The sequence below is a fragment of the uncultured Ellagibacter sp. genome (assembly GCF_934643285.1).
Taxonomy (GTDB): domain Bacteria; phylum Actinomycetota; class Coriobacteriia; order Coriobacteriales; family Eggerthellaceae; genus Ellagibacter.
In genome coordinates this window covers 24,285-47,114 of sequence record NZ_CAKUBT010000004.1, presented here as the reverse complement: position 1 = coordinate 47,114, position 22,830 = coordinate 24,285, and the positions used below count along the sequence as shown (strand labels likewise).

Sequence of the window (22,830 nt, the reverse complement as noted above, 5' to 3'; positions counted from 1 at the left end):
CCGACGGAGCGGACGAGGGTGTGTCGCGCGTGGCGGCCAACGGGCAGGCGGCGGACGACGGCAAGCCCATCATCCGCATCTGCGACCTGCACAAAAGCTACGATGACCTCGTGGTTTTGCGCGGCGTCGATCTGGAAGTGAAGCGAGGCGAAGTGGTGGTCATCCTGGGGCCTTCGGGTTCCGGCAAATCCACGCTTCTGCGCTGCGTGAACCTGCTCGAACAGCCCACGAGCGGCCAGGTGTTCTTCGAGGACATCGAGATTACCGCGAAGGGCACCGACATCAACGCCGTGCGCGCGAAGGTCGGCATGGTGTTCCAGAGCTTCAACCTGTTCCCGCACCTCACTGCCAAGGGCAACGTCATGCTTGCACAGCAGAAGGTGCTCAAGCGCTCTAAGGAGGAGGCGGCAAAAATCGCGGTCGAGCAGCTCACGAAGGTGGGGCTGGCCGAGCGCGTCGACTACAAGCCGAGCCAGCTCTCTGGCGGCCAGCAGCAGCGCGTGGCTATTGCCCGTGCGCTTGCGATGGACCCGCATGTCATGCTGTTCGACGAGGCGACAAGTGCACTCGACCCCGAGCTCGTGCGCGACGTCCTGGGCGTCATGAAGGAGCTCGCGCGTGGCGGCATGACGATGATCGTGGTCACGCACGAGATGGGCTTCGCCCGCGACGTGGCCGACCGCGTCATCTTCATGGATGGCGGCGTTATCGTCGAGCAGGGCACGCCCGACGAGGTGTTCGATCACCCGAAGAGCGACCGTACGAAGGATTTCCTGGGTCATATCCGCTAAAGGTTGGAAAGCGGCGGCTTGGGCGACGAAAGTTCGCGCAGGCCGCCGCTTTCTTGTGCGTATTGAGACCGATGCGCCAAAGTGAAGCCGCATATCTCCAGGTGGAGAGGGCTTCAAGGAGAGCTCGCCAAGAAGGGCAAACGAGATGAAAACCAAGATGGAGACAAGTCGAACGGAAGCAGGGCGCGGCGCTCTTGCTGCGGTTGGATGCTATCTCCTCTGGGGCTTTTGCCCTCTCTTCTGGGCGTTGCTCGACAATGTGGGTTCCATCGAGATTATCGGGCAGCGAATTGTCTGGTCGCTCGCCCTCACCGTCATTGCGTGCAAATTCATCCTGAAAGTCGATTTCGTCGGGCTTTTACGAGACGCCCGCGCACGGCGATTTCTTATTCCCTCGGGGCTTCTCATCATGTTGAACTGGAGCCTCTACATCGTTGCTATGGTGACGAACAATGTGGTGGAGGCATCGCTTGGCTACTACATCAACCCGCTCGTGTCGATTGTCCTGGGGCTCGTGGTGTTCCACGAGCGTTTGACGCCGTTGCAGATTGCGGCTACGGTGCTGTCGGCGGCGGGCGTCATCTACTTCACCGTAAGCTACGGCAGTTTTCCCTGGATAGCTCTGGTACTCGCTTTCACGTTCGGCATATACGGTGCGGTGAAAAAGCGCGGCGGATATCCGGCAGTCCCCACCATTGCAGTCGAAGGGATCGTTGCGCTGCCCTTTGCGATCGTGGCTCTCGTTGCAGTGGCTATTGCTGGTCAAAGCGTGTTTTTCTCGCCGGATATGTCGCTTGAGGCATGGCAGACGCGCATCCTTTTGGTGCTGACCGGTCCGATTACCGCCGTGCCGCTCATCCTGTTTGCAACCGCAGCGAACAAGACCCCGCTTTCGCTTATCGGGTTCATCCAGTACATCAGCCCGACCCTCAGCCTTCTTTCGGGCGTGTTCGTGCTCGGGGAGCCGTTCACCAGCGCGCATGCGGTCTGCTTCGCGTGCATCTGGACTGGCGCGGCGCTCGTCATCGCGGACGCGATTCGCAAGCAGGTTCGCCAGCGATAGAAGGCGCGCATGCCGTAAAAGCAGAACGAACCATTAGGTCAACATTATTCTCGATTTTACTTTAGAATAATCTAATGGGTGTCCAAAGCTCAGGATAGCTCGCCAAGGATTCATGGGTATCCTCTATGCTTGTCAATGGTTGTCAATGAGGCACGGAATAAACGAAAGGCATCTCATGGGTTTGAGATTTAGAAAAAGCGTAAGCCTCGGGAAGGGGATGCGCATTAATTTCTCGAAGTCGGGTGCTAGTATGTCTTTCGGCCGTCGTAGCAGCGGCTTCACTACGACTGTTGGAAAACGAGGCACTTATGTAAACATCGGAATACCTGGAACCGGTATCTCCTATCGAACTAAGATCTCCGCCCCGAAGTCGAGGACATCTATGAAGAGAACGCCTGGTAAGTCGAATGGCGGCGGAGCGAATTTGGCAGCAAGTAGTCTTCCGAGGGCAGTTTCCGAGTGGATTCAATATACAGGTGATCCGAATCCATCGGTAACCGTATCGCTTAGCGAAGAAGGAGAATTCACTTTCAAGGATAAAGATGGCAGGACAATCAGTGATGACTATCTTATAGGCATTATCAAGCGAACTCCTCAATTTTCGGAGCAAGCTAAGGTTTTGCGAGAGACTCAGGCAAGCGAAGTTGCAAACATCATCAAGGAGCGCGAGGCCGAGGCTGCTTCTTTTGTCGATTTGTACAAGCAATCTGCAGTTGTTATGCCGAGATGCTACTTTGAGAATGAACTCGCGAACCTATCGCTTCAAACGTATGAACCGGTCCCATTTGAGATTGACCCTCCAACCGAGGCGGATGTGCGCAGTCAAATTGAAGCGGAGGCCGACCAAGCCATTAAGTCTTTGTGGAGGGCCCGCGAAAAGAAACGGCAGTATGTCGAAGCTCATTTTGAGAGTCGTTTTGAGCAGTGCGTTGCAGAATGGAAAAAGATGTACGCAGCGCATGAAGAAGCGCAAGCGACCTTGAAGGCCGACATGGATGCTCAATTCCGCGAGGAATATCGATTCAGCAAGGAGTATCTAGAGCGGGCCCTTTTGGGGTCGCCTGTTTTTATTGAGTCAACATCAGAGGAATGGCTAGCTAGTATTGAGGTTCCGTTTGAGATAGGCGCACAGCTCGAATACAGAGAGGACAGTAAAACGCTGTTTGTGGATCTCGATTTACCCGAGATCGAAGACCTTCCAAGCGAGGAAGCAATTCAATTGAAAAATGGCGATTTACGAATGAAATCCAAATCCCAGAAGACTTTGAGGGCCGAATACGCAAAGTGCGTATTCGGTTTAGCCGTATATATTTCTTCGAACCTTCTAGATATTAGCCCCTGTATTGCGGGACTAACAATTTCTGGTTATACCCAACGTCGAGATAGCGAGGGCAATGTAAGAGACGACTACATTTATTCGATTGCTTTTACGAGAGATGTATTCGAGCAAACGAAGTGTTCAGAAGTTGATCCTGAAGAGTTTTGTATGCGATTTGAAAACCGTTGCAGCAAAACGAAAACGGACATCTTTAGAGTTATCAAGCCGTATGATTAAGGAGAGGGTATGGGCGACGAGGTGACATTCAGTGCTTTAGGCGATACTCAAGCAGGCGATGGGAACAAGCGAGGGGTATTGAATGGGCCAAACAAGTTTAGAACATCCTTCGTATTGGCATTAGTCGGGGTTGTTCTTGTATTCGCTGGCACATCAAACGTGCTGATGGAAGTCCTTGCAATAGCATGCGGCATAGCTGCGCTAGTGGCCAGAAAGGTGAAATCCATTCCGTGTGAACAGCAGATGGCGCCTAAGGCGACAACGATAATGGCTATTTGCAGTATCGTCTTGGGTGTGGCCGTGTGCTTCTCGGTTGCGAACGGAACTGGAAAACTCAATGTGGAAGTAAATGCCGACAATTGGCAAGGCGGTTCTATTGAAGTAAGCATGGCAGGTACGGACAGCAATGGAAAAGCAGTAGAAGAAACGCTTAGAGTGACTCCGGGCAAGTCCCAAACTATTTCTAGCGCAAAAGCAGGAACGTATTCATTTACGGTAGATGAATCGGCTCTGACCGTAAACGATATTGTCTACAAAGTCGACCAGCCATCTGAGCAGTATGACTTTAATAAGAAGAGTGATATGACGGTAGCTATCAACCTTGTCGTCGATGAGGAGGCTACTTCGGCATTAGCAGAGAAAAAAGCTGCGGAGGAGGCAGCCGCCGCCGAGCAGAAGGCTGCAGAGGAGCAAGCGGCAGCTGAGCAGAAGGCTGCGGAAGAGGCGGCAGCAGCTGAAGCTGCTGCTCAGAAAAAGGCAGAGCAGGAAGAAGAGAGGCTCAACCGAACGGTTTACATTACAGGCTCCGGCTCGAAATACCATTCAAGTGGATGCCGCACCATAAAGAAATCCAGCGTTACTGCTATTACGATTCGCGATGCGGAGGCTTCTGGTTACGAACCATGCGGTGTATGTAATCCGCGGTACTAAAACAGCGACTAACTCTTGGCCGCGCAAGCTCACTTGCAAATTAGCATGAGTCCAGATTTGCTTAGTCTTGCTTTCCAGGTGGGCGAATCTCTCAGATGCATGAGGCTCGCTGCTTGCGATTGCTGAAACCCGTGCATGCCGTGAGCTTTGCTGGCGGGGTTCGCTGCAGTTCAAGTGCATGTACGTTAAGAGGGCGAAAAAGAAGGGCTCCCGTTCGTTGTGTACGGGAGCCCTTCAGTTGTTGTGCGATGGTGTGCGCCAAGTGTGGTGCGATTGTGCGCGCTTCTTGCAGCGCTTAGGCTCTTACGAAAGGCCGAGCAGGGCGGCAAGCGAGGTCATGAAGCTCGACATGTTGCGATAGCACATGAACAGCGTGATCACGATGAACACCACGCCGCAGATGTTCGCGAACGCATGGTTGCGCCACTTGCCGAGAGCCTTGCCGTTGGCGACGTACATCACGAAGAACGCCATGATTGGGAGCAGGATGGCGTTTGCCGCCTGCGCGACCAGGATGAGCTGTGTGGGGCTCTTGCCGAGCGTGACGGCCATGACGCAGCCGAGCACGAGCACGATCATCCAGATAATCTTGAATTTGATGTCCTTGAGCGTCTTGCCCCAGCCGAGGACGCCATTGACCGCGTAAGCAGCGGAAAGCGGAGCCGTGATGGCGGAGGAGAAGCCGGCGGCCAGCAGGCCGACGCCAATCATGAACGTCGCCCAGGAGCCGAGCAGCGGCTGGAGTGCGATGGCCATATCCTTGCCGTTGGAGACGGTGACGCCGGTGTTGCCGTAGATGTTCGCGGCAGCGCAGACGAGGATGGCCATGGAAATGATGCCGCCGATGCCGATGGAGAGCACGGTGTCGAAGCGCGCGTCGGCGATCTGCTCGGGATCCTTGAAGCGCTCGGCAGCGCCGGAGGCATGCAGGAACAGGTTGTACGGCACGATTGTGGTGCCGATGAGGCCGACGGCGGTGAGGATGCCCTTGGATGCTTCCTGGCCAGCCGGTAGCTGCGGCGTGAACAGGCCGGCGGCGACCGCGCCCCAGTCGACGGGGGAGAACAGGGCGGTCACGAAGAACACGACGCCCATGAAGACGACGATGCCCGTGAGAATCTTCTCGACCAGCTTGTAGGAGCCGACCCACATGCAGGCGAAGGCGAGGATGCCGAGCACGATGACGATAGGGATCATCGGCACGTCGAAGACCGCCTGGATGCCCAGGATGCCGCCCGTGATGTTGCCGGTTTCATACGCGGTGTTGCCGATGAAGATCGCGATGATAACAATCACGATTGCAATCCATTTAAGCGCCGGATTCGAAATGCGATCGCGGATGTTCTCACCCAGACCTTCTTGGGTGGCGATGCCGATGCGCGAGGCCATCTCCTGGAAGATGATGGTCGCAACGGTGGCGAACAGGAGGCACCACAGCATCGTGTAACCGTAGCTTGCACCGGAAACCGTGCACGTAGTAACCGTGCCAGGGCCGACGAAGCCAGCTGCTACAAGTGCGCCAGGGCCGATGTTCTTGAACTTTTCCTTGAGCGAACTTGCCATTTTCCTCTCCTTTCACTGGAGTCTCGTCCGTTTGCCGCAGTCTGCTTTTCGAGGTGCTGACAAGCGGATATGAAGATTACTCGAATCACTTTAGCAGAATGTAGTGCTCTTGAGTTTTTCAGCTTGGTTAACAAGGTGCGCAAGGCTGAAAAATTGCCGACTTCGGCGCGCTTATCGCTCACTTGCCGGGCGCATCTCGATACCTGCCTCCGTGAGTGCCCGGCGGATGTCGCGGGCGAACTCGAGCGCGTGGGCGTTGTCGCCGTGCACGCAGATGGTGTCAGCGGCGATGTCGATCGTCTTTCCCGTAACGCTCTCGATGGAGCCCTCCTGAATGACGCGCACGACGCGCGCCACGGCGAAGTTCTCGTCGGTGATGGTGGCGTTGTCCTGGGTGCGCGAGACGAGCGTGCCCTTGTCGGTGTAGTTTCGGTCGGCGAAGAATTCCTGCGCCACATGAAGCCCTGCAGCCTTCCCAGCGCGTGCGAGCTCGCCGCCTGCGAGCGCCACCAGGGTGATGTCGGGGTTGAAATCGGCCACGGCCTGCGCGATGGCCTGCGCGAACGGCGCGTCGACGGCTGCGCGGTTGTACAGCTGCCCATGGGGCTTCACGTGCGCGAGCTTTACGCCCTCAGTGCGACAGAACGCTGCGAGCGCGCCCACCTGGTACAACACATAGGCGTATCCCTCGTCGGGGGAGAGCGCCATGTTGCGGCGCCCGAACCCTTGCAGGTCGGGGTATCCCGGATGTGCGCCGACGGCGATTCCCGCTTCGGCGGCAAGCTTCACGGTGCGACGCATGACCACAGGGTCGCCCGCGTGCATGCCGCATGCCACGTTCACGCTTGTCACCAGGGGAATCACCTGCTCGTCGAGTCCTAAGGTGTACCGACCGAAGCTTTCTCCCAAATCGCTGTTCAAGTCCACGCGTGCCATGCCGTTCCTTTCCCTTAAGAGATGCGGCCCCGCGGCAAGGCGCCTGCGGGGCCGCACGTTTCAGTTGCTTGCCTCGATTATCCTACATGATTCCAGCGTTGATGGCGTTTGCGAAAACCTGTGCGGCCTGGCAGCGGGAAAGCTTTCCTTGCGGATCGAGGGAGTACGTTCCGTCATGGTTGTCGATGCCGTTGATGACGCCTCTGTCAACGGCCCAGATGACGTACGGCACTGCCCAGTCGCTCGTCTGCTCGGTTCCCAGGAGCTTGTCGTACTTCTCCCGGCTCGCGTCCGCTAGATTCGAATAGCTGAGGCCGAAAACCACCTTGCACATCTGCTCGCGGGTAATCGTGTCGTTGGTTCCGAAGAGGTTCGACCCGTCGTCGTATCCCGTCATAATCCCTCGATCGACGCACCAGTTAATGGCTCTCGCATACCACTCGTTTTGATCGACGTCGGGCTTGTTGCATCTAGGTGAGATAACGTACGGCGCGTTGTCCTTGTAGATTACCTGGGCAATCATCGCGCGAGTCATGGGCTTATAGGGGTCGAACATGCCCGTCGCGCCGTCACCGGTCATGGCTCCGCGTGCCTTCATGAAGTACGCGGCATCGAAGAACCAGTCGCCAGGGGACACATCGGGAAATGCGGTTCTGCCGAGCCCCCAGAGGTGATTGACGGCCTTCTCGGCGTTGACGACTCCCTTGCTGCCGCTTGTTTTCGTGCGGTCGTTTTCCGGATCCTGGATGGGGGTTGCCGTGAGGTATAGCGCCCTGCAGGCGTCGTCGACTGTGGCGACGGGCTCGGCGGCGAACAGGAGCGCGAAAACGCCCGAGACGATCGGCGCCGCCATCGAGGTGCCGCTGGCCTTGGAGTAGCCCCCCGTGGTATCGGTCGTGGTAATCAGCAAACCGGGGGCGCTGATGTTTTTCTTCTTGTTGTAGTCGGACCAGTAGCAGTTCGTGTTGTCGGTATTGAGCGCCGTTACCGCCACGCATTCGTCGAAGTCGGCGGGGTAGATGTTGTCGGTTCGCGGTTCGCCGTCTTTACCGTTGCCGCCAGAGCATACCGTGACGATGCCGGCGTTTTTCGCCGAAACGATGGCTTTGCGAAGAGCCTCGTCTTTCAGGCAATAGCCGCTTGAGGAGTAGGTGTTGTAGGAGCCGAAGCTCGCGTTGATTACGCGCAGGTTGGGGACGGTCTTCGATGTTGCCAGGTCAACCACGTATTTGTAGCCGGAAAGAACAGACGCGGTGGTCGCCTCCGGGGCGCCCGTGTCGTTGAAGACCTTCACGGGGAGAATAGTCGCGTTGAATGAGGCGCCCGCCAAGCCGATCCCGTTGTTCGCCCTGGCAGAGATGACTCCCGCAACCATCGTGCCATGCCCGATTCGGTCGCCGTTAGGCACGCTCGCGCTTAGTGGCTTGTCGTTGAACGCATCCCACGCGTAGTCCATAAGCAGGTTGTCTTCCAGATCCGCATGGTCGAAATCCACGCCCGTGTCGAGTGTGGCCACGGTGACGGCGTTGTCCGTATGCACGAGGTTCCACGCCCTTGTGATGCGCGTGGTGTAGAGCCAGTATTGGTTGTAGGGTTCGTTCGGATCGCGGGTGTATACGTAATCGTCGTTCGGCATGCCAAGTGCCTGGGCCGAGATGTCCTCGTCGCCTTCGGCCTGCTCGTCGGCGATGCTTGCGGCGCTTTCGTTCAGCGCGCCGGCGGGCACCTCGTCAACCAGCCTGTACACGAAGTTCGGCTGCACGGAGACGACGCCGGGGACTTCCTGGGCGGCGGCAACGGCCTCTGACGCGCGCATGTCGTCTGCCACATCGGCAACGGCGAGCGTCGATCCGTCCGCGGACTCGATCTGATTGGTGACGGCGAGACCCGCATCGGCAAGCCCTTGTGCGAGCTCGCTTTCCTCGCCATCTGCGGAGAGAAGGTTGATCTTCGAGTCCTTATCGAGGGTCACGAGAAGGCCTCGATAGTCCACGCCCTCGACAAGCTCGTCGAAGAGCGCAGGGTCGTTGCCTTGTGCTGTGCCCTCACTGATTGCGGTCGTGTCCACAGCGCTTTCACCAGCCGATTTGTTAGCATCGGCAGCATCGTCGGCAAAGGCGAGCGCAGGTGCGGGGAAGGCGATTCCCACCGCAAGGATTGCGGCGAGAATCATTTTAGGTAATCGGCGTGGACAGCGCATGGGGGCCTCCTATCCCTTGAGGTCGACGTTCTTTGTGTCGGTTATCAGCATGCATCCGGGCGCATGCGTGATGGCGAAGGGCGGCTTGGAGTTCATGACCACGGCCTGGGGCGTCACGCCGCAGGCCCAAAAGACGGGCACCTCGCCCTCGTGGATATCGACGGGGTCGCCGAAGTCGGGCTTCGAGATGTCCTCGATGCCGATGACCGACGGGTCGCCGATGTGCAGCGGAGCGCCGTGCACCTTGGGGATGGCGCCCGAGATCTGCACCGCCTTCACCACCTGGTTGTAGGGGATGGGGCGCATCGACATGACGGTGTTTCCCGACATGGACCCTGCGGGCGTGCACGCGACGTTGGTCAGGTACATCGACACGTTGCGGCCCATGGTGTTGTGGCGCATCTCGATGCCGGCCTCGATGAGCTCGCTTTCGAACGAGAACGAGCACCCGATGACGAACGACACCAGGTCATCGCGCCAATACGACGACACGTCCGCGACCTCGTCTACCAGCTTGCCGTACTCGTAGATGCGGTAGCGAGGGAAGTCGGTGGCGATGTCGCAGTCGGTGGCGCAGATGGTGGTCTCGCGCGCGCCGGTCTCGGTCACTTCCAGAAGCGGGCAGGGCTTGGGGTTGCGCTGGGCGAACAGCAGGAAGTCATAAGCCTGCTCTTTCGGCAGCACGATGAGGTTCGCCTGCGCGTACCCGGGGCAAAGCCCGCTTGTGGGCGCGTCGAAGCTGCCCTCGCGGATGAGGCGGCGCGCCTCGGTGGGCGTGGCGGAGAGCATCTTTTCCCAAACCGCGGCGTCGACGCCTTCCGGTTTTACGGGTGCCGGCATTTTGATAGTCATGAGTTCCGCCTTTCCTTCATAGTTCAGGGTAGTGCGCCTCGCTTTGATGCACACTACCCCGACGTCTCAACAATGCTATGCTATGAAGCCTTGAAGGCCCAAGCCCGTGGTTAAACCTCGCCTGCGAGGAAATGCTCGATAAAGCTCGTGTTCGCCTGACCTGCGCAGAAGGTCTCGTTTTCCAAGATGGAATACTGGAAATCGAGGTTCGTCTGCACGCCGACGACGACCATCTCTTCAAGCGCCGTGCGCATCTTGGCGATCGCCTCGGTGCGGTCGCGGCCGAGCACGATGACCTTCGCGATCATCGAATCGTAATATGGCGTGATTTCGAAGCCGTCGTAGGCCGCCGTGTCCACGCGCACGCCGTTGCCGCCCGGCAGGTGGGTTTGGGAAATCGTGCCAGGTGAGGGCATGAAATTCTTCTCAGGCATCTCGGCGTTGATGCGGCATTCGATGGCGTGCCCGTGCAGCTGGATGTCGTCTTGGGAAAACGAGAGCACCTCTCCTGCGGCGACGCGGATCATCTCGCCCACGAGGTCGGTGTGCGTGACCATCTCCGTCACGCAGTGTTCCACCTGGATGCGGGTGTTCATCTCCATGAAGTAATAGTTGCGGTCGTCGTCGAGAAGGAACTCGATCGTACCCGCGGAGGTGTAGCCCACGGCGCGTGCGGCCTTCACGGCGTCGTCCATCATGCGGGCGCGCAGCTCCTCGTCGAGTGCGGGGGAGGGGCTCTCCTCGATCATCTTCTGGTGGTTGCGCTGCACCGAGCAGTCGCGCTCGCCGAGCGCCACCACGTTGCCGTGGTTGTCGGCGATAATCTGCACTTCCACGTGGCGCGGGTTCTGCACGGCGCGTTCGAGGTACATCGTGTTGTCGGCGAAGGCGTTCACGCTCTCGCGTTGCGCGATGCTGAACATGTCGGCGAAGTCCTCCTCGGATTCCGACACGCGCATGCCCTTGCCGCCGCCGCCCGACGATGCCTTGATCATGATGGGCCAGCCGATCTTGCGCGCCTGCTCGAGCGCCTCGCCCACGTCGTGGATGCCCTTCTTTGTGCCGGGGACCACGGGGACGCCCGCGTCCATCATGGTGCGGCGCGCCTGGCTTTTGTTGCCCATGCGGTCGATGACCTCGGGCGTAGGGCCGATGAAGGCGATGTCGTTGTCGCGGCACATCTTCGCGAACGTGGAGTTCTCGGAGAGAAAGCCGTAGCCCGGGTGGATGGCGTCGGCGCCCGTTCCCTTCGCCGCCGTGATGATAGCGGGGATGTTCAGGTAGGAATCGCGCGCTTGAGCAGGCCCGATGCACACGGCCTCGTCCGCAAGGTACGTGTGGAGCGATTGCCGGTCCGCCGTGGAGTACACGGCGACGGTCTTGATTCCCATGGCGCGGCAGGCGCGGATCACGCGCACGGCGATTTCGCCACGGTTTGCGATGAGAACCTTCTCGAACATGGTTGCCCCTTACGCGCTCGCCTGGGTGGCGATGCGGAAGAGCACCTGGTCGTACTCGACTTGCGAGCCGTTCGCCGCGAGCACCTCGGTCACGATGCCGGGCGCGGGGGCGGTGATCTCGTTCATCATCTTCATGGCCTCCACGATGGCGAGCGTCTGGCCGGTGAGCACTTCCTGGCCCACCTTCACGAACGGCTCCTCATCAGGGGAGGGGGAAACGTAGAACGTGCCCACGAGCGGACTTTTCACCAGCGTGACCGAGCTGTCGTTGCCGGCGACGGGCACGCTTTGGGCGCCTGCGGTCACGTCGCCGTGCTCACTTCGGGCGTCGAGCAGCCTGCCCACGCGCTCTGCCATGAGCGGCAGCGCGGTTTGCGAGAACGGGCCGTGGTTGCGCTCGAGCTCGATTTTCACGTTGCCGTCGTCGAATCGCAGCGCCGAGAGGTCGCCCTCTTCCATGAGCGCCATGAGGGCGCGGATGTCGCGGTCCCTCTCCTCGCGCGCGGCGGTCGATTCATCCATGTTGACCTGCTTCTTCTCGTCGTTTGCCTTGCCCATTTTGCTCCTCCTATGCCCGATCGCCGGCGTGTGCGGCGTTATGTCCATCTTCAAATTCTATCCAAAGCTTGTTTCCAGCGCTTTTCTTGGCTTGCGCCTCCAAAATCGGAGTGAGGCGCCGCGCGGTTCTTCGCGGCGAAACCCCTCCGTAGCAGGGGCGCTTCACCACTTTCGCGAGCGAGCGCATCTCCTGCGCCTCCTTGCGGCATGCGGCTTGCGCCTCTTGCACGCTTATCTCCTCGAAGCGAATTGCTCGCCCTGGCTTGCATTGTACGAGCTTGGGGATATCGACCGAGGCCACGGTGCCGATTTTGGCGTAGCCGCCCGTGGTTTGGCGGTCGGCGAGCATGATGATCGGGCGCCCATGGTTGGGGACCTGCACAGCGCCGAGTGCGATGCCATCGGAGATGATATCCGACCCGTTGACTGTCTCGATTTCGGGACCTTCGAGGCGAAATCCCATGCGGTCGCATTTCGCGGTGGTGGTGTACGTTTCGCCGTAGAACGTGTTTATGCCCTGCTCGGTGAACATGCCCTCCTGCGGCCCCGGCACCACGCGCAGCACGATTTCGTCCGACGAGAAATCGTAGAAGTCGTCGTCTTTGAGCGCGTGCGAGCCCAGATTGTCCAGGAACTCGACGTTCTTGGTGACGAAGGGCAGGTAGTCGCCCGCCGACAGCGCGCGTCCTTCCCAGCCTCCGATGCCGCACTTCAGGTTGGTCGAGGCGCTGCCCATTACCTTGGGGACCGCGATCGATCCGCCCGCGATGGCGAGGTATCCGTAGACGCCGGTTTTCGGCGCGCCGAACTCGAGCACCGACCCTCGATGCACCATGATTGCGGCGTACATCGGGATAGCGGCGCCGTCCACGGTGGGTGAGAAGTTGCCGCCCGTGAGCGCGATACACGTGTTGGTGGTGAAGCGCAGCGTGGGTCCCGCCAGGCAGAACTCGAGGACGGGCGCGTTCTCGCCGTTGTCGACGAGCAGGTTCGCAATGCGCGCCGCGCGCTTGTCCATCACGCCCGAGGGCGAGAATCCGCTGCCGAGGTATCCCCGCCGGCCGAGGTCCTGAACGGTGGTGCAGATGCCGGGCTTGTTGACGGTTACACCCATAGCGCGTCCTCGTCTTCCTCTTCTTGCTTGGCTTGCGGGGTTGCGTCGGCCTGCGGGACGGCTGGCCCCGCGGTCGAGCTGCGCTCAGAAGCTGCGCAGCCTTCGCTTCGCTCGCCGGCGGTGCCGGCCTGCGGGACGGCGATCGCGCCGTCGGCGGAACTACGCTCAGAAGCTTCGCAGCCTTCGCTCCGTCCCGCGGACGTCGCGCTCGCCTGGCCGTTGTTGGCTTCAGCCTGGAGGGGGACCGCCGCTCGTCCCTTGACGATCTCGCATTCGTAGGTTCCCGCTTCCACCCGGGTTTCTATCAGGCTGAACTCCTGCGGGGTGATGGGGACGAAGCGCAGGTAGTCGCCTGCGGCGTACAGGATGGGCGACTCGCGGTCGGGGTCGTAGGGGCGCACGGGGGTGCGACCGATGATGCGCCAGCCGCCGGGCGAGGCGAGCGGGTAGATGCCCGTCTGCGCGCCGCCGATCCCCACGGCGCCCGGCTCGATGCGCGTGCGCGGCGTGGCGAGGCGCGGCGTGTGCAGGCGCTCGTCGAGTCCGCCCAGGTAGGCGAAGCCCGGCAGGAAGCCGAGCATGTCGATGAGGTAGTCGTGCCCCGAGTGGATGGCGATGACCTCTTCGACGCTCATCCCTGCGTGCTCGGCGACGTCGGATAAGTCGGGGCCGAAGTCGCCCCCGTAGCAGACGGGGATCTTCACCACGCGGTGAATGCCGCCCGTGGTGGCCACAAGGCCGCGCAGCTTTCCGCGAACTTGGCTGGTGAGCTCGTCGTATCCGATGACGCACGGGTTGTAGACCACCATGAGCGAGCAGAACGTGGGGACGAGCTCGATCACGCCGTTGATCGGGTCCGCCCCGAGCGTTTGCGCGGCGGCGCGGATGATGCCGTTCGTTTTCTCCGAGATGACGTTGCCGAACTCGAGATTGATGGCCGAATCACCGGCCACGGTTATGTTGAAACCTGCCATATTCCCTGCTTTTCTCAGCGTTTGGCGCATAGTTCATATTTGTTAACATCAGGCGTTCGGACAATGCGCTACCCTAGGCGACGCCCATGCATGCCATGAGCGCAATTGCCTTGCTCAACGGAAATGTAGGGCATTTCCGTCGCAGGCCCGAGAAGTTTCAAAGGATTTTAACATACATGGAGAAAGTGCTTTTCGCAGCAGCGTTCTTTGTTGCCTATACGATACAAGCGGTCACGGGGTTTGCGGGGAACATCTTCGCGATGCCCGTCGGCACGCACGTGATGGGGCTTTCGAGTTCCGTTGCCGTCCTGAACGCCATGGGCTTTTTCGCGTGCGGCATGCTCGCCGTGCTCAACTTCAAGTACATCAACTGGCGCGAGCTCGCCAAGATGACCTGCGGCATGCTTCCCTTTCTCGCGCTCGGGATCTGGCTTGACACGGTGCTGCCGCTGCCGGTGCTCCTGCGCATCTACGGGGCGATCATCGTGTTCATCGGCATCCGCAACCTGCTGTCCAAAGAGCAGCGGTTCCTGCCGAAATGGCTGCTCGCGATCATCGTCGCGGCGGCTGGGCTCATCCAAGGCATGTTCGTGTCGGGTGGGGCGTTCCTCGTCATTTACGCCGTGCAGAAGATGAAGGACAAGCAACAGTTCCGCGCCACGCTTTCCGCGCTGTGGGCCATCCTGAACTTCCTGTATGCCCTGCTTGCCTTCACTCAGGGGCATTTCACGGGCGATGTGGTGCTCACCGTGGGCATCTGCATCCCCATCGCCATCGTGGCGAACATCCTGGGCCAGGTCATCCAGAAGCACATCAGCCAGGAGAAATTCCTCAAACTCACTTACGTCTTGCTGCTGCTGGTCGGCCTCGTGCTGCTCGTCACGTCCTAGCGGGGAGAAAAATCTCGGTTGCAATAGAGAACTTCGCTCAAACAAAGCGAAATCTCGATTGCAACCGAGATTTCCTTTCAAAACAGCAAGAATCTCGGTTGTGATAGAGATTTCGCTTCAATCATGTTAAAATCTCTATTGCAACCGAGATTTTAACGGAAGACATGAATCATGGAATACGCACCCCGTCCCACTTATGAAAACGAGCTCAAAGCGCTTCGCAATACCGAGGACATTAAGGTTCTCGTGGGCGTTCGTCGCTGCGGCAAATCGACGTTACTGCGGTGGCTCCAAGGCGACCTGCTCGATAGCGGCGTCGGGGCGGGCAACGTGTTCTACCGGCGCATGGACTTATTCGGCATGCCGACGAACCCGAACGCCGAATGGCTGGTGAACGAGATATCGGCTGCAATCGAAAAGAGCGACCCTGAAAAGCCGTTCTATGTGCTTCTTGATGAGATTCAGGACGTAGACGGCTGGGAGCGCGTTGTTCGCCAGCTGCACACAAGGCCGAATACCGATGTGTATATCACGGGGTCAAATGCCTATGTCCTCTCTTCCGATCTTGCAACGCTTATAGGGGGGCGTTATGTGGAGATGAAGGTGCAGCCGCTTTCGTTTTCCGAGTATCTTTCTTTCTCTTCCTATTACGACGTGCATTTCCCGAATGAGGACTCGGCATTTGCGGAATACTTGCGTTACGGAGGCATGCCGGCCTTGTTTCACCAAAAAGAACGAGACCAGGATCGTATGGCCCAGTTGCTGCGTACGGTGTACGAAACGATTATCCTCAATGACGTGGTGGAACGCACGAAAATCGGTGATGTGGACTTGCTTTCGAAGCTTGTTCGCTACGTGTTCACAACCTCGGGGTCGCTTTTCTCTGCGAACAAGATTGCCAACACGCTGACAAGCTACGGTCGCAAGACTCGAATCGAAACAGTGGAAGCGTATCTACGTGCGTTGGTCGATGCTTTGATCCTTCACGCGTGCGAGCAGGTCGGGTTGTCAGGCAAGGATATTTTGCGTCCGCAGCGTAAGTTCTACCCGGTGGATACGGGATTGAGAAACCTCGCAAGCGGATTCGTCTCGGGGGACATTGGCTTTCAGATTGAAAATGTGGTTTGCAACGAGCTTCTGCGACGTGGCTGGAGCGTGTCGGCGGGCTCGCTTCGCGTTGGGGAAGTCGACTTCGTCGCCGAGCGCGCACAGAAGCGGATGTATATACAGGTGACGGAATCGCTTGTTGACCAGGGAGTGTATGAACGGGAAATATCCCCTCTCCGCTTGATTGGCGACTCGTGGCCCAAGTTTATCTTGACAGCCGATCGCCTTCGATGTGGCGTGACTGAAGAGGGGATTGCCATAATAAACGTCATCGATTGGCTGCTGGATAAGTAGAGGAATGCTCGGGGTTCTTTTTGCTCTGCTCCATTTCTATCCTATTATTTCGCTCGGGAAACTTTTCTGTGATGGACTCCATTTAGTCGTACAATGGCGTCTAGATTCAAGGCTCTAACGAAAGGGGACTGCCATGTCTGCCATTCACTTGTTCCCGCGCGTGTTCGCATCGCTCGACGGCGGGTCAACACAGGATATCGTTGCGCGTCGCGCTGTCGCGATCGCCGCTGCCAATAACGCCGACCTGCTGTTCGGCCACGTCGTCGACTCCGTTCCGTTCGAGGCGAACGGCGCCGACTTCGACGCGCTGTGCGAGTCGCGCAAAGAGCAGCTCGAGGCCGACCTTGCCGACATCCTGGAAGAGGCGAGGAAGAACCCCGATATCAAGTCGGTCGATCTTCAGGTGCGCGCCGGCCGCATCACCGACACGCTGACCGAGCAGCTCATCGAGCCCTTCAAGCCCGACCTTGTCATCTGCGGTGAGCGCGGCCTGTCCAATATGCAGTACGCCTTCGTCGGCAGCGTCTCGAAGTATCTCATCCGCACTATCCGCTGCGATGTCCATGTCGTCAAAGCGTAGTTAGAAAGGTTCTCCATGCTCAACCAACGCGCGACCGAGCTCGGCTCCGCCCCCAACAAGATTCGCGAGCTTTTCGCCTACGGCCTTAAGCGCAAGGTCGAGATTGGCGAGGAGAACGTGTTCGACTTCTCCATCGGCAACCCGAGCGTTCCGGCGCCCGACGCCGTCGCCGAGTCCATCGCCGAGCTGATCAAGGAGCCGCCCTGCGCGCTCCACGGTTACACGCCGTCCCCCGGCGCTGCCGGCCCGCGTCAGGCAGTGGCCGACAATATCAGCCGCCGTTTCGGCATCGAGGCTACGGCCGACCAGGTCTATCTTACCGCTGGCGCCGCCGCTGGCCTCGCCATCAGCATCTATGCGATTACCAATCCCGGGGACGAGATCATGGTGATCGCTCCGTACTTCCCCGAATATGCTGTGTGGGCCGAGACCGCCGGCTGCACGACGATTGAGGTGTCGGCGCATGAGCCCGACTTCCAGATGGACATCGACGCCATCGACGCCGCCTTCACGCCGAAGACCGCGGGCATCATCATCAACTCGCCGAACAACCCGGTGGGCGCTGTCTACACGCGCGAGAATCTCGAGGCGCTCGCTGCGCTGCTCTCGCGCAAGGAAGAGGAGTACGGGCACCCGATTTACCTGATCAGCGACGAGCCGTACCGTGAGATCACCTATGGCGCTGAGGTTCCCTACGTACCCACGCTCTACAAGCACACTATCGTCTGCTACTCGTATTCCAAGTCGCTGTCGCTCCCGGGCGAGCGCATCGGCTACATCTACGTGTCCAACCTCATGGACAACGCGAAGGAAGTCTACACGGCGGTGAGCGGCGCGGGCCGCGCGCTTGGCTTTATTTGCACGGCCGTGCTGTTCCAGCGTGTGATGGAGAAATGCGTGAATGAGCCCTCCGACGTCGAGGCCTATCGCGCAAACCGCGAGCTGCTCACGAAGGGCCTTTCCGAGTTGGGCTACGAGTTCGTCGAGCCCGATGGGGCATTCTATCTGTGGGTTCGCGCGCTTGAGCCCGATGACGAGGCGTTTTGCGAGAAGGCGAAGGCTCACGAGCTTCTGCTTGTGCCCGCCACGTGCTTCAAGTCCCACGGCTGGGTGCGCATCAGCTACTGCGTGTCCGCCGACGTCATCAAACGCTCCATGCCCGCTTTCAAGGCGCTTATGGAGGAATATAAGTAGCGCGCTTGGCTTTCAGTCGAGGGCGGTTCGCGGCAAGTCGGTCGCGAACCGCCTTTTTTGTTGTGCCCTTGCTTCGGATGTGCGTTCCCGCCTCCGCCAGGCGCCCTGGCCCCGAAGCGAGACCCCGGATCCGGTCCCCGCTCCAGGCCGCAAACCCTAGGACGTGTACTTCTCCATGTAGTCGAGGATTTCCTGGCGCGAGTGCAGGCCGGTTTTCGCGTAGATGCGCTTGATGTGGGCATGCGCCGTCCCCGGGCTGATGAACAGCTCCTCAGCCACGCGCTTTTGCGTCCAGCCGAGTGCGTAAAGCGAAAGCACTTCGATCTCTCGCTCGGAAAGCAGGAACTGCTTGCCGACCTCTTCAGCGTTGTGGCGCATAGTGGCCTGCCGCACATCGGCCAGGCTTTCGTGATGCTCGTCGAGGCCCATGATTTTCACGACGGGGCTTGCTTGCGCAGCCTCTTGCTGATGGGCCATCTCTTCTTCGGGTATGGCCTCGAATTTGCGCACGTTCAGGAAGTTAATGAATGCGACCTGGGTCGAAATCACGATCATCGTGAACACGGCGGCGAGCATCAGAAGGTCGTTTTGCGACACTGCCGTCACATTGATGAGCGTGATGCGGGCGATGCCTCGGCATCCGAGCCAGACGATCCATCCAGCAATCGCATAGTAGTAAGGGCAGCGCCAGCCGTAGCTCATGAACGCGAGGATGATGTACCACGAGAAGGCGACGAGCAGCGCATTGAGGTTGGTCGTAAAGATGGCGCCGATATCGAGCGCGTCGGGCCAAGCCGAATAGCACAAAAGAGCGATGCAGGCGAGCGCTTCCATGACGACGAAGATGCCGACGGTCATGACGCGATGGTGTCGCCTGCACGCGAACACGATAATCGCGACGCAAAATGCGAGGATAAGTACAAGATCGGCGAATCGCGTTGTCGCCCGAAATGCGATCGGCGATCCATCGGGGTACCCGCGCAAAAAGCCGTCGGCACACGCAAGCACGCCGATGCTCACGGAGATGGTGGCGAGGAAGACCTTCGACGTCATGGTGTTCTTCGTGAAACTGAAGAAGTCGTTCTCGCTGGAAATCGTCTTGATGTCGCAGGCGAGGGGCTTCTTTCGGGCGAGCGTTATGCAGGGAAACTGCAGCAGCACAAGCGCCACTGCGTAGAAGCTGGAGATGCCTTTCGCCATGAATATCGAGGCAAAGATGAGCAGCTCGCTTACAAACAGCGCGCCGAATGCGTATATGACGGCGGTTGTCGCGGTGCAATCGCGTGCGCGGCGCAGCCAGTACGACATGCAAGCGAGGCCGCCCAATGTGCAAAGCGTGCTTGCAAGAAAGTGGTTTGCAGCCGTATTCGTCTCAGCAGGTCCGATTTCCAGCAGACCTGTCATGATGAGGGAAAACGCCTCAAGGAGAATCGACGCGAAGGCGATGCCCCTCACGACGCGATGCGAAAGATGGCATTTTGTGATGGCAATCAGAAGCCACAGCACCGCTAAAATCGCGAGCGCGACGAGCATGACTCCGTCGGAAAAGACGCCCTCGTCGCTGTGACGATAGCTGCCATAACTGCCGATGATGAGCCCCGCGCGGCAAAGGGCAAGACCCAGAATCGACCAAGCGAGCGGTTTGTGCCGGACAATCACAGCACTGATGCTCTCCATTTTTTCGGCTGGAAAGACCGTGGATTCTTCGGAAGGAGTCTTTTGATTTTGGGTGCACGAAAGGGAAGGCGACGATTGGTTCGTCTTTCCAGTCATGCTATCCCCTGCTTTCATAGCGGCCTTTGAACAGGCGCGATTGTTTTTTATCCCCAAAGAGGGTATGTCCCCCTGCCAAAAACTGGCATCATAATAGCATCAATTTGTTTCGATTCGGAGTCTTGACATGATTATCCGTAAATCAAGATTTTCGGTTGAGGGAGAGGGAAGCTATGGGGGACGGACGAGACATTTATCGTGAACCAGCCGAGCGTGCGCTCATTCGCACTGCTGACGTGTATCAAACGAATCTCGACGAGGGCGTTGCGGGCTATTCCGACACGCTGCTGTCGATCGTCGCGAATTTCACCAACTCTGGCAAGCCGGAGGGCTATAACGCGGAATCCATGGTGGGAAAATCGAAGCGCGGCGAAGTGGCGCTGCGCCTGTTCGCTGTTGTCGGCGAGCCCGAAGACGGCGGCGAGCCTCGCTTCCTGCGCGCAGGGTTCAAAACGCGCGGATGTCTCGCCATGACCGCCTGCGCAAGCGTCATCTGCACAATGATCGAGGGCAAGACGTTCTCGGAAGCGCTTGCGATCACGCCCGACGACGTGAAGGCGGCCGTTGACGGCGTGCCCTACGACAAGGCGCATACCACAGTGTTCGCGGTCGAGGGCGTGCGCGGTCTGGTTGGCGACTGGTATTACCGCAGCGGCATAACGCTCGCCAAACTTAACGAGAAGTTGCCGTGCGATACGAGCTCGGTCGCGTGCCTTTTGTGCGAGCACTGCTCGCTGCGCGACACGCGCCTCGACATGATGGTCGACGAAGCGCGCGCGAAGGCGGCGGATGCGTAATGGTTGCTGAAGATACGCGGGCTGCGGCGGCAGCTCCCGAGGAAGAGCTCTCGCAGGGGAATTTGACGGAGGCTGCATGCGGCAAGGGCCCCGATGCGGCTTCTTGTGGGGAAGGCGCGGATGCTGAAGCCGGCGCGACTCTCGAAGCTGGTGCGTCCGAGGTTGCTGCGACCGGTACCGCGGGTGCGGTCGACTCGGCTGCTTCGGACGATGTGCTTGGTGAGACAGGAGAAGGTGACGTGTCAGCTGCGGCACCCGAAGCTGACGACTCCTCCGAGGCGCAGCAGGCAGAGCCCACTCCCGAAGAGCGCGAGCTAGCCGAAAACAATGCGCTCGCCGACGTGTTCGACGATGTGCGCCGCCAATCCTCCGACAGCCAGCTCGTTGTGCCGAGCAGGTGGGTTGACCTGGGATTAATCCCCGGCCATATGACTTCAGACGAGTTCGAGATGCTCGTGTACGAGTACCTCGAGGACTACCGTCGCGACCACAAGGACGAAATCGCGGCGGAAAAGGCGGAGCGTGCGCGCAAGGCGAACTCTGTCCGGTCGGCCACGCGCGCCGTGGGCGTTCCCCCGAAGATTCCCAATCGTCGATTGAAGCAGATCGAGGAAGACGAGAAGGCGGCCGCGGAGAAGGCTGCGCGCGAGGCGTCCAAGGCCGAGGCGGGGAAGGCAGGTTTGGCATCTGGCTCCGCTGCGGATAAGGCCGCCGCCCCCGTTGTCGAGGTCGCTCCTGACCAGCCCGCCGATGTTGCTACCGCTTCTGAATCCCCCGCGTCGTCCCAGGTCGCGGCTGATTCCTCCGCACGTGCCGACGCAATGGAGGCTCCTGCGCCCCACGTGAGCGAGACGGCTTCTGCCGCACCCGAAGCCTCTGCTGAGCCTTCGACGGACGCTGCTGCAGCCGACGATGGCCCCTTCGCCGGCCTGAAGCTTCCCGAAGGTTACAAGCTCGTGGAACTTGAAGGAGAATATGTGCTGGTGCCCGACGAGGACGCCGCGCCGGTGAAAAAGGAAATCCACTGCGAGCATATTGTCACGCTGGTGGGGCAGCACAGCTACTACCTATACGATTCCGACCTCATGACAAAGAGCTACGCGCACTGGGCTTTTCTGGCGGCCGAGGATAATCCGATGGCAACGTTCGTCGATTGTGTGCGCGAGGATGGGCGCATTTATCCTCGTCCTTTCGCTGCGGAAGACCTGGCCAACCCTCCTTTCCGCATGAGTGCGAGCAAAGTCGAGGACACGTGGGCCGAGCTCCAGAAGTCGGGCGAGTACCCCGACATCGAACGCTGCGAAGCCTCCAACGGCGACGTCTACTTCTTCTCGACGCTTTATATGGATCGCACGCTTGCCGAATCCCTCGCGGAATATCGGTCGGTGGAGCGCCTCTCGAACGTGTAGTAACTGCGTGGCAGCGGGGCGGGCACCGAGTCTTCGTGGCTCGCTCGCGCAGCCGCGCCTGCTGCCCGCGCGTGCTAGCTGCTCGCTGCTCACGTCAACCAGCTGCTCGCGTCTGCCCTGTCGCCCGATGTCGGGGTTGTTGCTCCCCGGTGGCAAAAGCTCCCCGACGGCGGCTCAAGCTCATCGGCGGCGTGGGAGATTAAAGCTCGCCGCGCTTCTCCAGGGCGTGAACCACCTTCACGTCGGCGGAGAGCCAGTCGACGCTTTCGATGTGTGCGAGGTCGAGCCACTTCGCGGCGTGATGTTCAAGCAGTTGAAACGATGCGTCCTTAAGCGTGCAGAGGTAACATTTCATGCTCAGGTGAAACGTCGGATAATCGTGCTCGACCTGCACGAGGAAATCCCTTACCGCGATGTCGGCGTTGAGCTCCTCCTTGATTTCGCGGACGATTGCCTGTTCAGGGGTTTCTCCTGCTTCGACTTTTCCGCCCGGGAACTCCCAACCGCCTTCGAACTCCCCATAGCCTCGCTGGGTCGCGAGGACTCTGCCATCTTTCTCGATGACGGCTGCTACAACGTCGATGGTCTTCATTTCCGTGCCTCTCAAATGCTTGCGTGGTCTTAACTTCGATCGTAGCGGGAAAGGGAGGGTGGGCAAAGATCTGTTCGCGATATCCTCGCATTCTGCGCATGGGGATGGCGCGAGCGGCTGGTGCTGGGCGGGGGTGCGGGCGCCCAAGATTGCGAACCTCTCACCTTCCCCAATACAACAAGAAGAGCCTCCGAAGAG

20 protein-coding genes are annotated in these 22,830 nt (G+C 59.3%); 10 read left to right on the top strand and 10 right to left on the bottom strand.

What is annotated here, in order from left to right:
* The first annotated feature begins 68 nt into the window (after positions 1-68).
* The 4 genes from Q0I65_RS03660 (at position 69) to Q0I65_RS03645 (ending at position 4,339) form a co-directional block, all read left to right on the top strand.
* A complete protein-coding gene (locus Q0I65_RS03660; RefSeq protein ID WP_366513222.1) occupies positions 69-791 on the top strand; it encodes an amino acid ABC transporter ATP-binding protein in 723 nt (240 codons plus the stop codon).
* Between the two features lie 145 nt (positions 792-936).
* Positions 937-1,854, top strand: coding sequence for an EamA family transporter RarD (gene rarD / locus Q0I65_RS03655; RefSeq protein ID WP_296059973.1), 918 nt, complete (start codon positions 937-939; stop codon positions 1,852-1,854).
* A 175-nt stretch (positions 1,855-2,029) separates the two neighbouring features.
* Positions 2,030-3,409: a DUF4236 domain-containing protein gene (locus tag Q0I65_RS03650; protein WP_296059971.1), complete on the top strand. Its 1,380-nt coding sequence runs from the start codon at positions 2,030-2,032 to the stop codon at positions 3,407-3,409.
* A gap of 9 nt (positions 3,410-3,418) precedes the next feature.
* Positions 3,419-4,339, top strand: a complete 921-nt coding sequence (locus tag Q0I65_RS03645) for a hypothetical protein (protein ID WP_296059968.1) — start codon at positions 3,419-3,421, stop codon at positions 4,337-4,339.
* A gap of 303 nt (positions 4,340-4,642) precedes the next feature.
* On the opposite strand, the gene Q0I65_RS03640 is transcribed toward Q0I65_RS03645, so the two are convergent.
* From Q0I65_RS03640 to pxpB, 8 genes are all read right to left on the bottom strand, one after another.
* The gene (locus Q0I65_RS03640; protein WP_296059966.1) at positions 4,643-5,902 is read right to left on the bottom strand and encodes an Nramp family divalent metal transporter; all 1,260 of its coding nucleotides are present in this window, start codon (positions 5,900-5,902) and stop codon (positions 4,643-4,645) included.
* A 171-nt stretch (positions 5,903-6,073) separates the two neighbouring features.
* The gene (locus tag Q0I65_RS03635) at positions 6,074-6,838 is read right to left on the bottom strand and encodes a 5-oxoprolinase subunit PxpA (protein WP_296059963.1); all 765 of its coding nucleotides are present in this window, start codon (positions 6,836-6,838) and stop codon (positions 6,074-6,076) included.
* Between the two features lie 82 nt (positions 6,839-6,920).
* Positions 6,921-9,038: a S8 family serine peptidase gene (locus Q0I65_RS03630; RefSeq protein WP_296059960.1), complete on the bottom strand. Its 2,118-nt coding sequence runs from the start codon at positions 9,036-9,038 to the stop codon at positions 6,921-6,923.
* 9 nt (positions 9,039-9,047) lie between these two features.
* Positions 9,048-9,890, bottom strand: coding sequence for a putative hydro-lyase (locus Q0I65_RS03625; RefSeq protein WP_296059958.1), 843 nt, complete (start codon positions 9,888-9,890; stop codon positions 9,048-9,050).
* Positions 9,891-10,000: 110 nt separating this feature from the next.
* Positions 10,001-11,350: an acetyl-CoA carboxylase biotin carboxylase subunit gene (gene accC, locus Q0I65_RS03620; RefSeq protein WP_296059955.1), complete on the bottom strand. Its 1,350-nt coding sequence runs from the start codon at positions 11,348-11,350 to the stop codon at positions 10,001-10,003.
* A gap of 9 nt (positions 11,351-11,359) precedes the next feature.
* A complete protein-coding gene (gene accB, locus Q0I65_RS03615) occupies positions 11,360-11,908 on the bottom strand; it encodes an acetyl-CoA carboxylase biotin carboxyl carrier protein (RefSeq protein WP_296059953.1) in 549 nt (182 codons plus the stop codon).
* Positions 11,909-11,918: 10 nt separating this feature from the next.
* The gene (locus tag Q0I65_RS03610; protein ID WP_296059950.1) at positions 11,919-13,022 is read right to left on the bottom strand and encodes a biotin-dependent carboxyltransferase family protein; all 1,104 of its coding nucleotides are present in this window, start codon (positions 13,020-13,022) and stop codon (positions 11,919-11,921) included.
* On the bottom strand, positions 13,013-13,996 hold the full coding sequence (gene pxpB / locus Q0I65_RS03605; protein WP_296059948.1) for a 5-oxoprolinase subunit PxpB: 984 nt from the start codon (positions 13,994-13,996) through the stop codon (positions 13,013-13,015). The genes Q0I65_RS03610 and pxpB overlap by 10 nt, the downstream gene beginning before the upstream one ends.
* Before the next feature lie 176 nt (positions 13,997-14,172).
* On the opposite strand from pxpB, the gene Q0I65_RS03600 reads away from it, so the two are divergent.
* The 4 genes from Q0I65_RS03600 to Q0I65_RS03585 all read left to right on the top strand — a co-directional run bounded on the left by Q0I65_RS03600 (position 14,173) and on the right by Q0I65_RS03585 (position 18,061).
* Positions 14,173-14,886, top strand: coding sequence for a sulfite exporter TauE/SafE family protein (locus tag Q0I65_RS03600; protein WP_296059946.1), 714 nt, complete (start codon positions 14,173-14,175; stop codon positions 14,884-14,886).
* A gap of 171 nt (positions 14,887-15,057) precedes the next feature.
* The gene (locus Q0I65_RS03595; protein WP_296059943.1) at positions 15,058-16,287 is read left to right on the top strand and encodes an ATP-binding protein; all 1,230 of its coding nucleotides are present in this window, start codon (positions 15,058-15,060) and stop codon (positions 16,285-16,287) included.
* Positions 16,288-16,420: 133 nt separating this feature from the next.
* The gene (locus tag Q0I65_RS03590) at positions 16,421-16,867 is read left to right on the top strand and encodes a universal stress protein (protein ID WP_296059941.1); all 447 of its coding nucleotides are present in this window, start codon (positions 16,421-16,423) and stop codon (positions 16,865-16,867) included.
* A 15-nt stretch (positions 16,868-16,882) separates the two neighbouring features.
* Positions 16,883-18,061, top strand: coding sequence for a pyridoxal phosphate-dependent aminotransferase (locus Q0I65_RS03585; protein ID WP_296059938.1), 1,179 nt, complete (start codon positions 16,883-16,885; stop codon positions 18,059-18,061).
* Between the two features lie 156 nt (positions 18,062-18,217).
* On the opposite strand, the gene Q0I65_RS03580 is transcribed toward Q0I65_RS03585, so the two are convergent.
* Positions 18,218-19,720 carry a LuxR C-terminal-related transcriptional regulator gene (locus Q0I65_RS03580; RefSeq protein WP_296059935.1) on the bottom strand — a complete coding sequence of 501 codons (1,503 nt, stop codon included), beginning with the start codon at positions 19,718-19,720 and terminating at the stop codon, positions 18,218-18,220.
* 287 nt (positions 19,721-20,007) lie between these two features.
* Between Q0I65_RS03580 and Q0I65_RS03575 the strand changes: the two genes are divergently transcribed.
* Together Q0I65_RS03575 and Q0I65_RS03570 are read left to right on the top strand one after the other, a co-directional pair.
* Entirely contained in the window at positions 20,008-20,631 is a 624-nt protein-coding gene (locus Q0I65_RS03575; RefSeq protein ID WP_296059934.1) for an iron-sulfur cluster assembly scaffold protein, read from the top strand.
* Positions 20,631-22,040 carry a hypothetical protein gene (locus Q0I65_RS03570; RefSeq protein WP_296059931.1) on the top strand — a complete coding sequence of 470 codons (1,410 nt, stop codon included), beginning with the start codon at positions 20,631-20,633 and terminating at the stop codon, positions 22,038-22,040. The genes Q0I65_RS03575 and Q0I65_RS03570 overlap by 1 nt, the downstream gene beginning before the upstream one ends.
* A 199-nt stretch (positions 22,041-22,239) precedes the next feature.
* Here the strand turns inward: Q0I65_RS03570 and Q0I65_RS03565 are convergent, their stop codons facing one another.
* The gene (locus Q0I65_RS03565) at positions 22,240-22,632 is read right to left on the bottom strand and encodes a (deoxy)nucleoside triphosphate pyrophosphohydrolase (RefSeq protein WP_296059929.1); all 393 of its coding nucleotides are present in this window, start codon (positions 22,630-22,632) and stop codon (positions 22,240-22,242) included.
* Positions 22,633-22,830 lie beyond the last annotated feature (198 nt).

Bases quoted from the DNA above. Each gene is read 5' to 3' on its own strand.
- Q0I65_RS03565 (WP_296059929.1), bottom strand. From the start codon at position 22,632: ATGAAGACCATCGACGTTGTAGCAGCCGTCATCGAGAAAGATGGCAGA.
- Q0I65_RS03625 (WP_296059958.1), bottom strand. From the start codon at position 9,890: ATGACTATCAAAATGCCGGCACCCGTAAAACCGGAAGGCGTCGACGCC.
- Q0I65_RS03610 (WP_296059950.1), bottom strand. From the start codon at position 13,022: ATGGGTGTAACCGTCAACAAGCCCGGCATCTGCACCACCGTTCAGGAC.
- Q0I65_RS03570 (WP_296059931.1), top strand. From the start codon at position 20,631: ATGGTTGCTGAAGATACGCGGGCTGCGGCGGCAGCTCCCGAGGAAGAG.
- Q0I65_RS03600 (WP_296059946.1), top strand. From the start codon at position 14,173: ATGGAGAAAGTGCTTTTCGCAGCAGCGTTCTTTGTTGCCTATACGATA.
- Q0I65_RS03595 (WP_296059943.1), top strand. From the start codon at position 15,058: ATGGAATACGCACCCCGTCCCACTTATGAAAACGAGCTCAAAGCGCTT.
- Q0I65_RS03635 (WP_296059963.1), bottom strand. From the start codon at position 6,838: ATGGCACGCGTGGACTTGAACAGCGATTTGGGAGAAAGCTTCGGTCGG.
- Q0I65_RS03645 (WP_296059968.1), top strand. From the start codon at position 3,419: ATGGGCGACGAGGTGACATTCAGTGCTTTAGGCGATACTCAAGCAGGC.
- Q0I65_RS03640 (WP_296059966.1), bottom strand. From the start codon at position 5,902: ATGGCAAGTTCGCTCAAGGAAAAGTTCAAGAACATCGGCCCTGGCGCA.
- accC (WP_296059955.1), bottom strand. From the start codon at position 11,350: ATGTTCGAGAAGGTTCTCATCGCAAACCGTGGCGAAATCGCCGTGCGC.
- pxpB (WP_296059948.1), bottom strand. From the start codon at position 13,996: ATGGCAGGTTTCAACATAACCGTGGCCGGTGATTCGGCCATCAATCTC.
- Q0I65_RS03585 (WP_296059938.1), top strand. From the start codon at position 16,883: ATGCTCAACCAACGCGCGACCGAGCTCGGCTCCGCCCCCAACAAGATT.
- rarD (WP_296059973.1), top strand. From the start codon at position 937: ATGAAAACCAAGATGGAGACAAGTCGAACGGAAGCAGGGCGCGGCGCT.
- Q0I65_RS03650 (WP_296059971.1), top strand. From the start codon at position 2,030: ATGGGTTTGAGATTTAGAAAAAGCGTAAGCCTCGGGAAGGGGATGCGC.
- accB (WP_296059953.1), bottom strand. From the start codon at position 11,908: ATGGGCAAGGCAAACGACGAGAAGAAGCAGGTCAACATGGATGAATCG.
- Q0I65_RS03575 (WP_296059934.1), top strand. From the start codon at position 20,008: ATGGGGGACGGACGAGACATTTATCGTGAACCAGCCGAGCGTGCGCTC.
- Q0I65_RS03630 (WP_296059960.1), bottom strand. From the start codon at position 9,038: ATGCGCTGTCCACGCCGATTACCTAAAATGATTCTCGCCGCAATCCTT.
- Q0I65_RS03590 (WP_296059941.1), top strand. From the start codon at position 16,421: ATGTCTGCCATTCACTTGTTCCCGCGCGTGTTCGCATCGCTCGACGGC.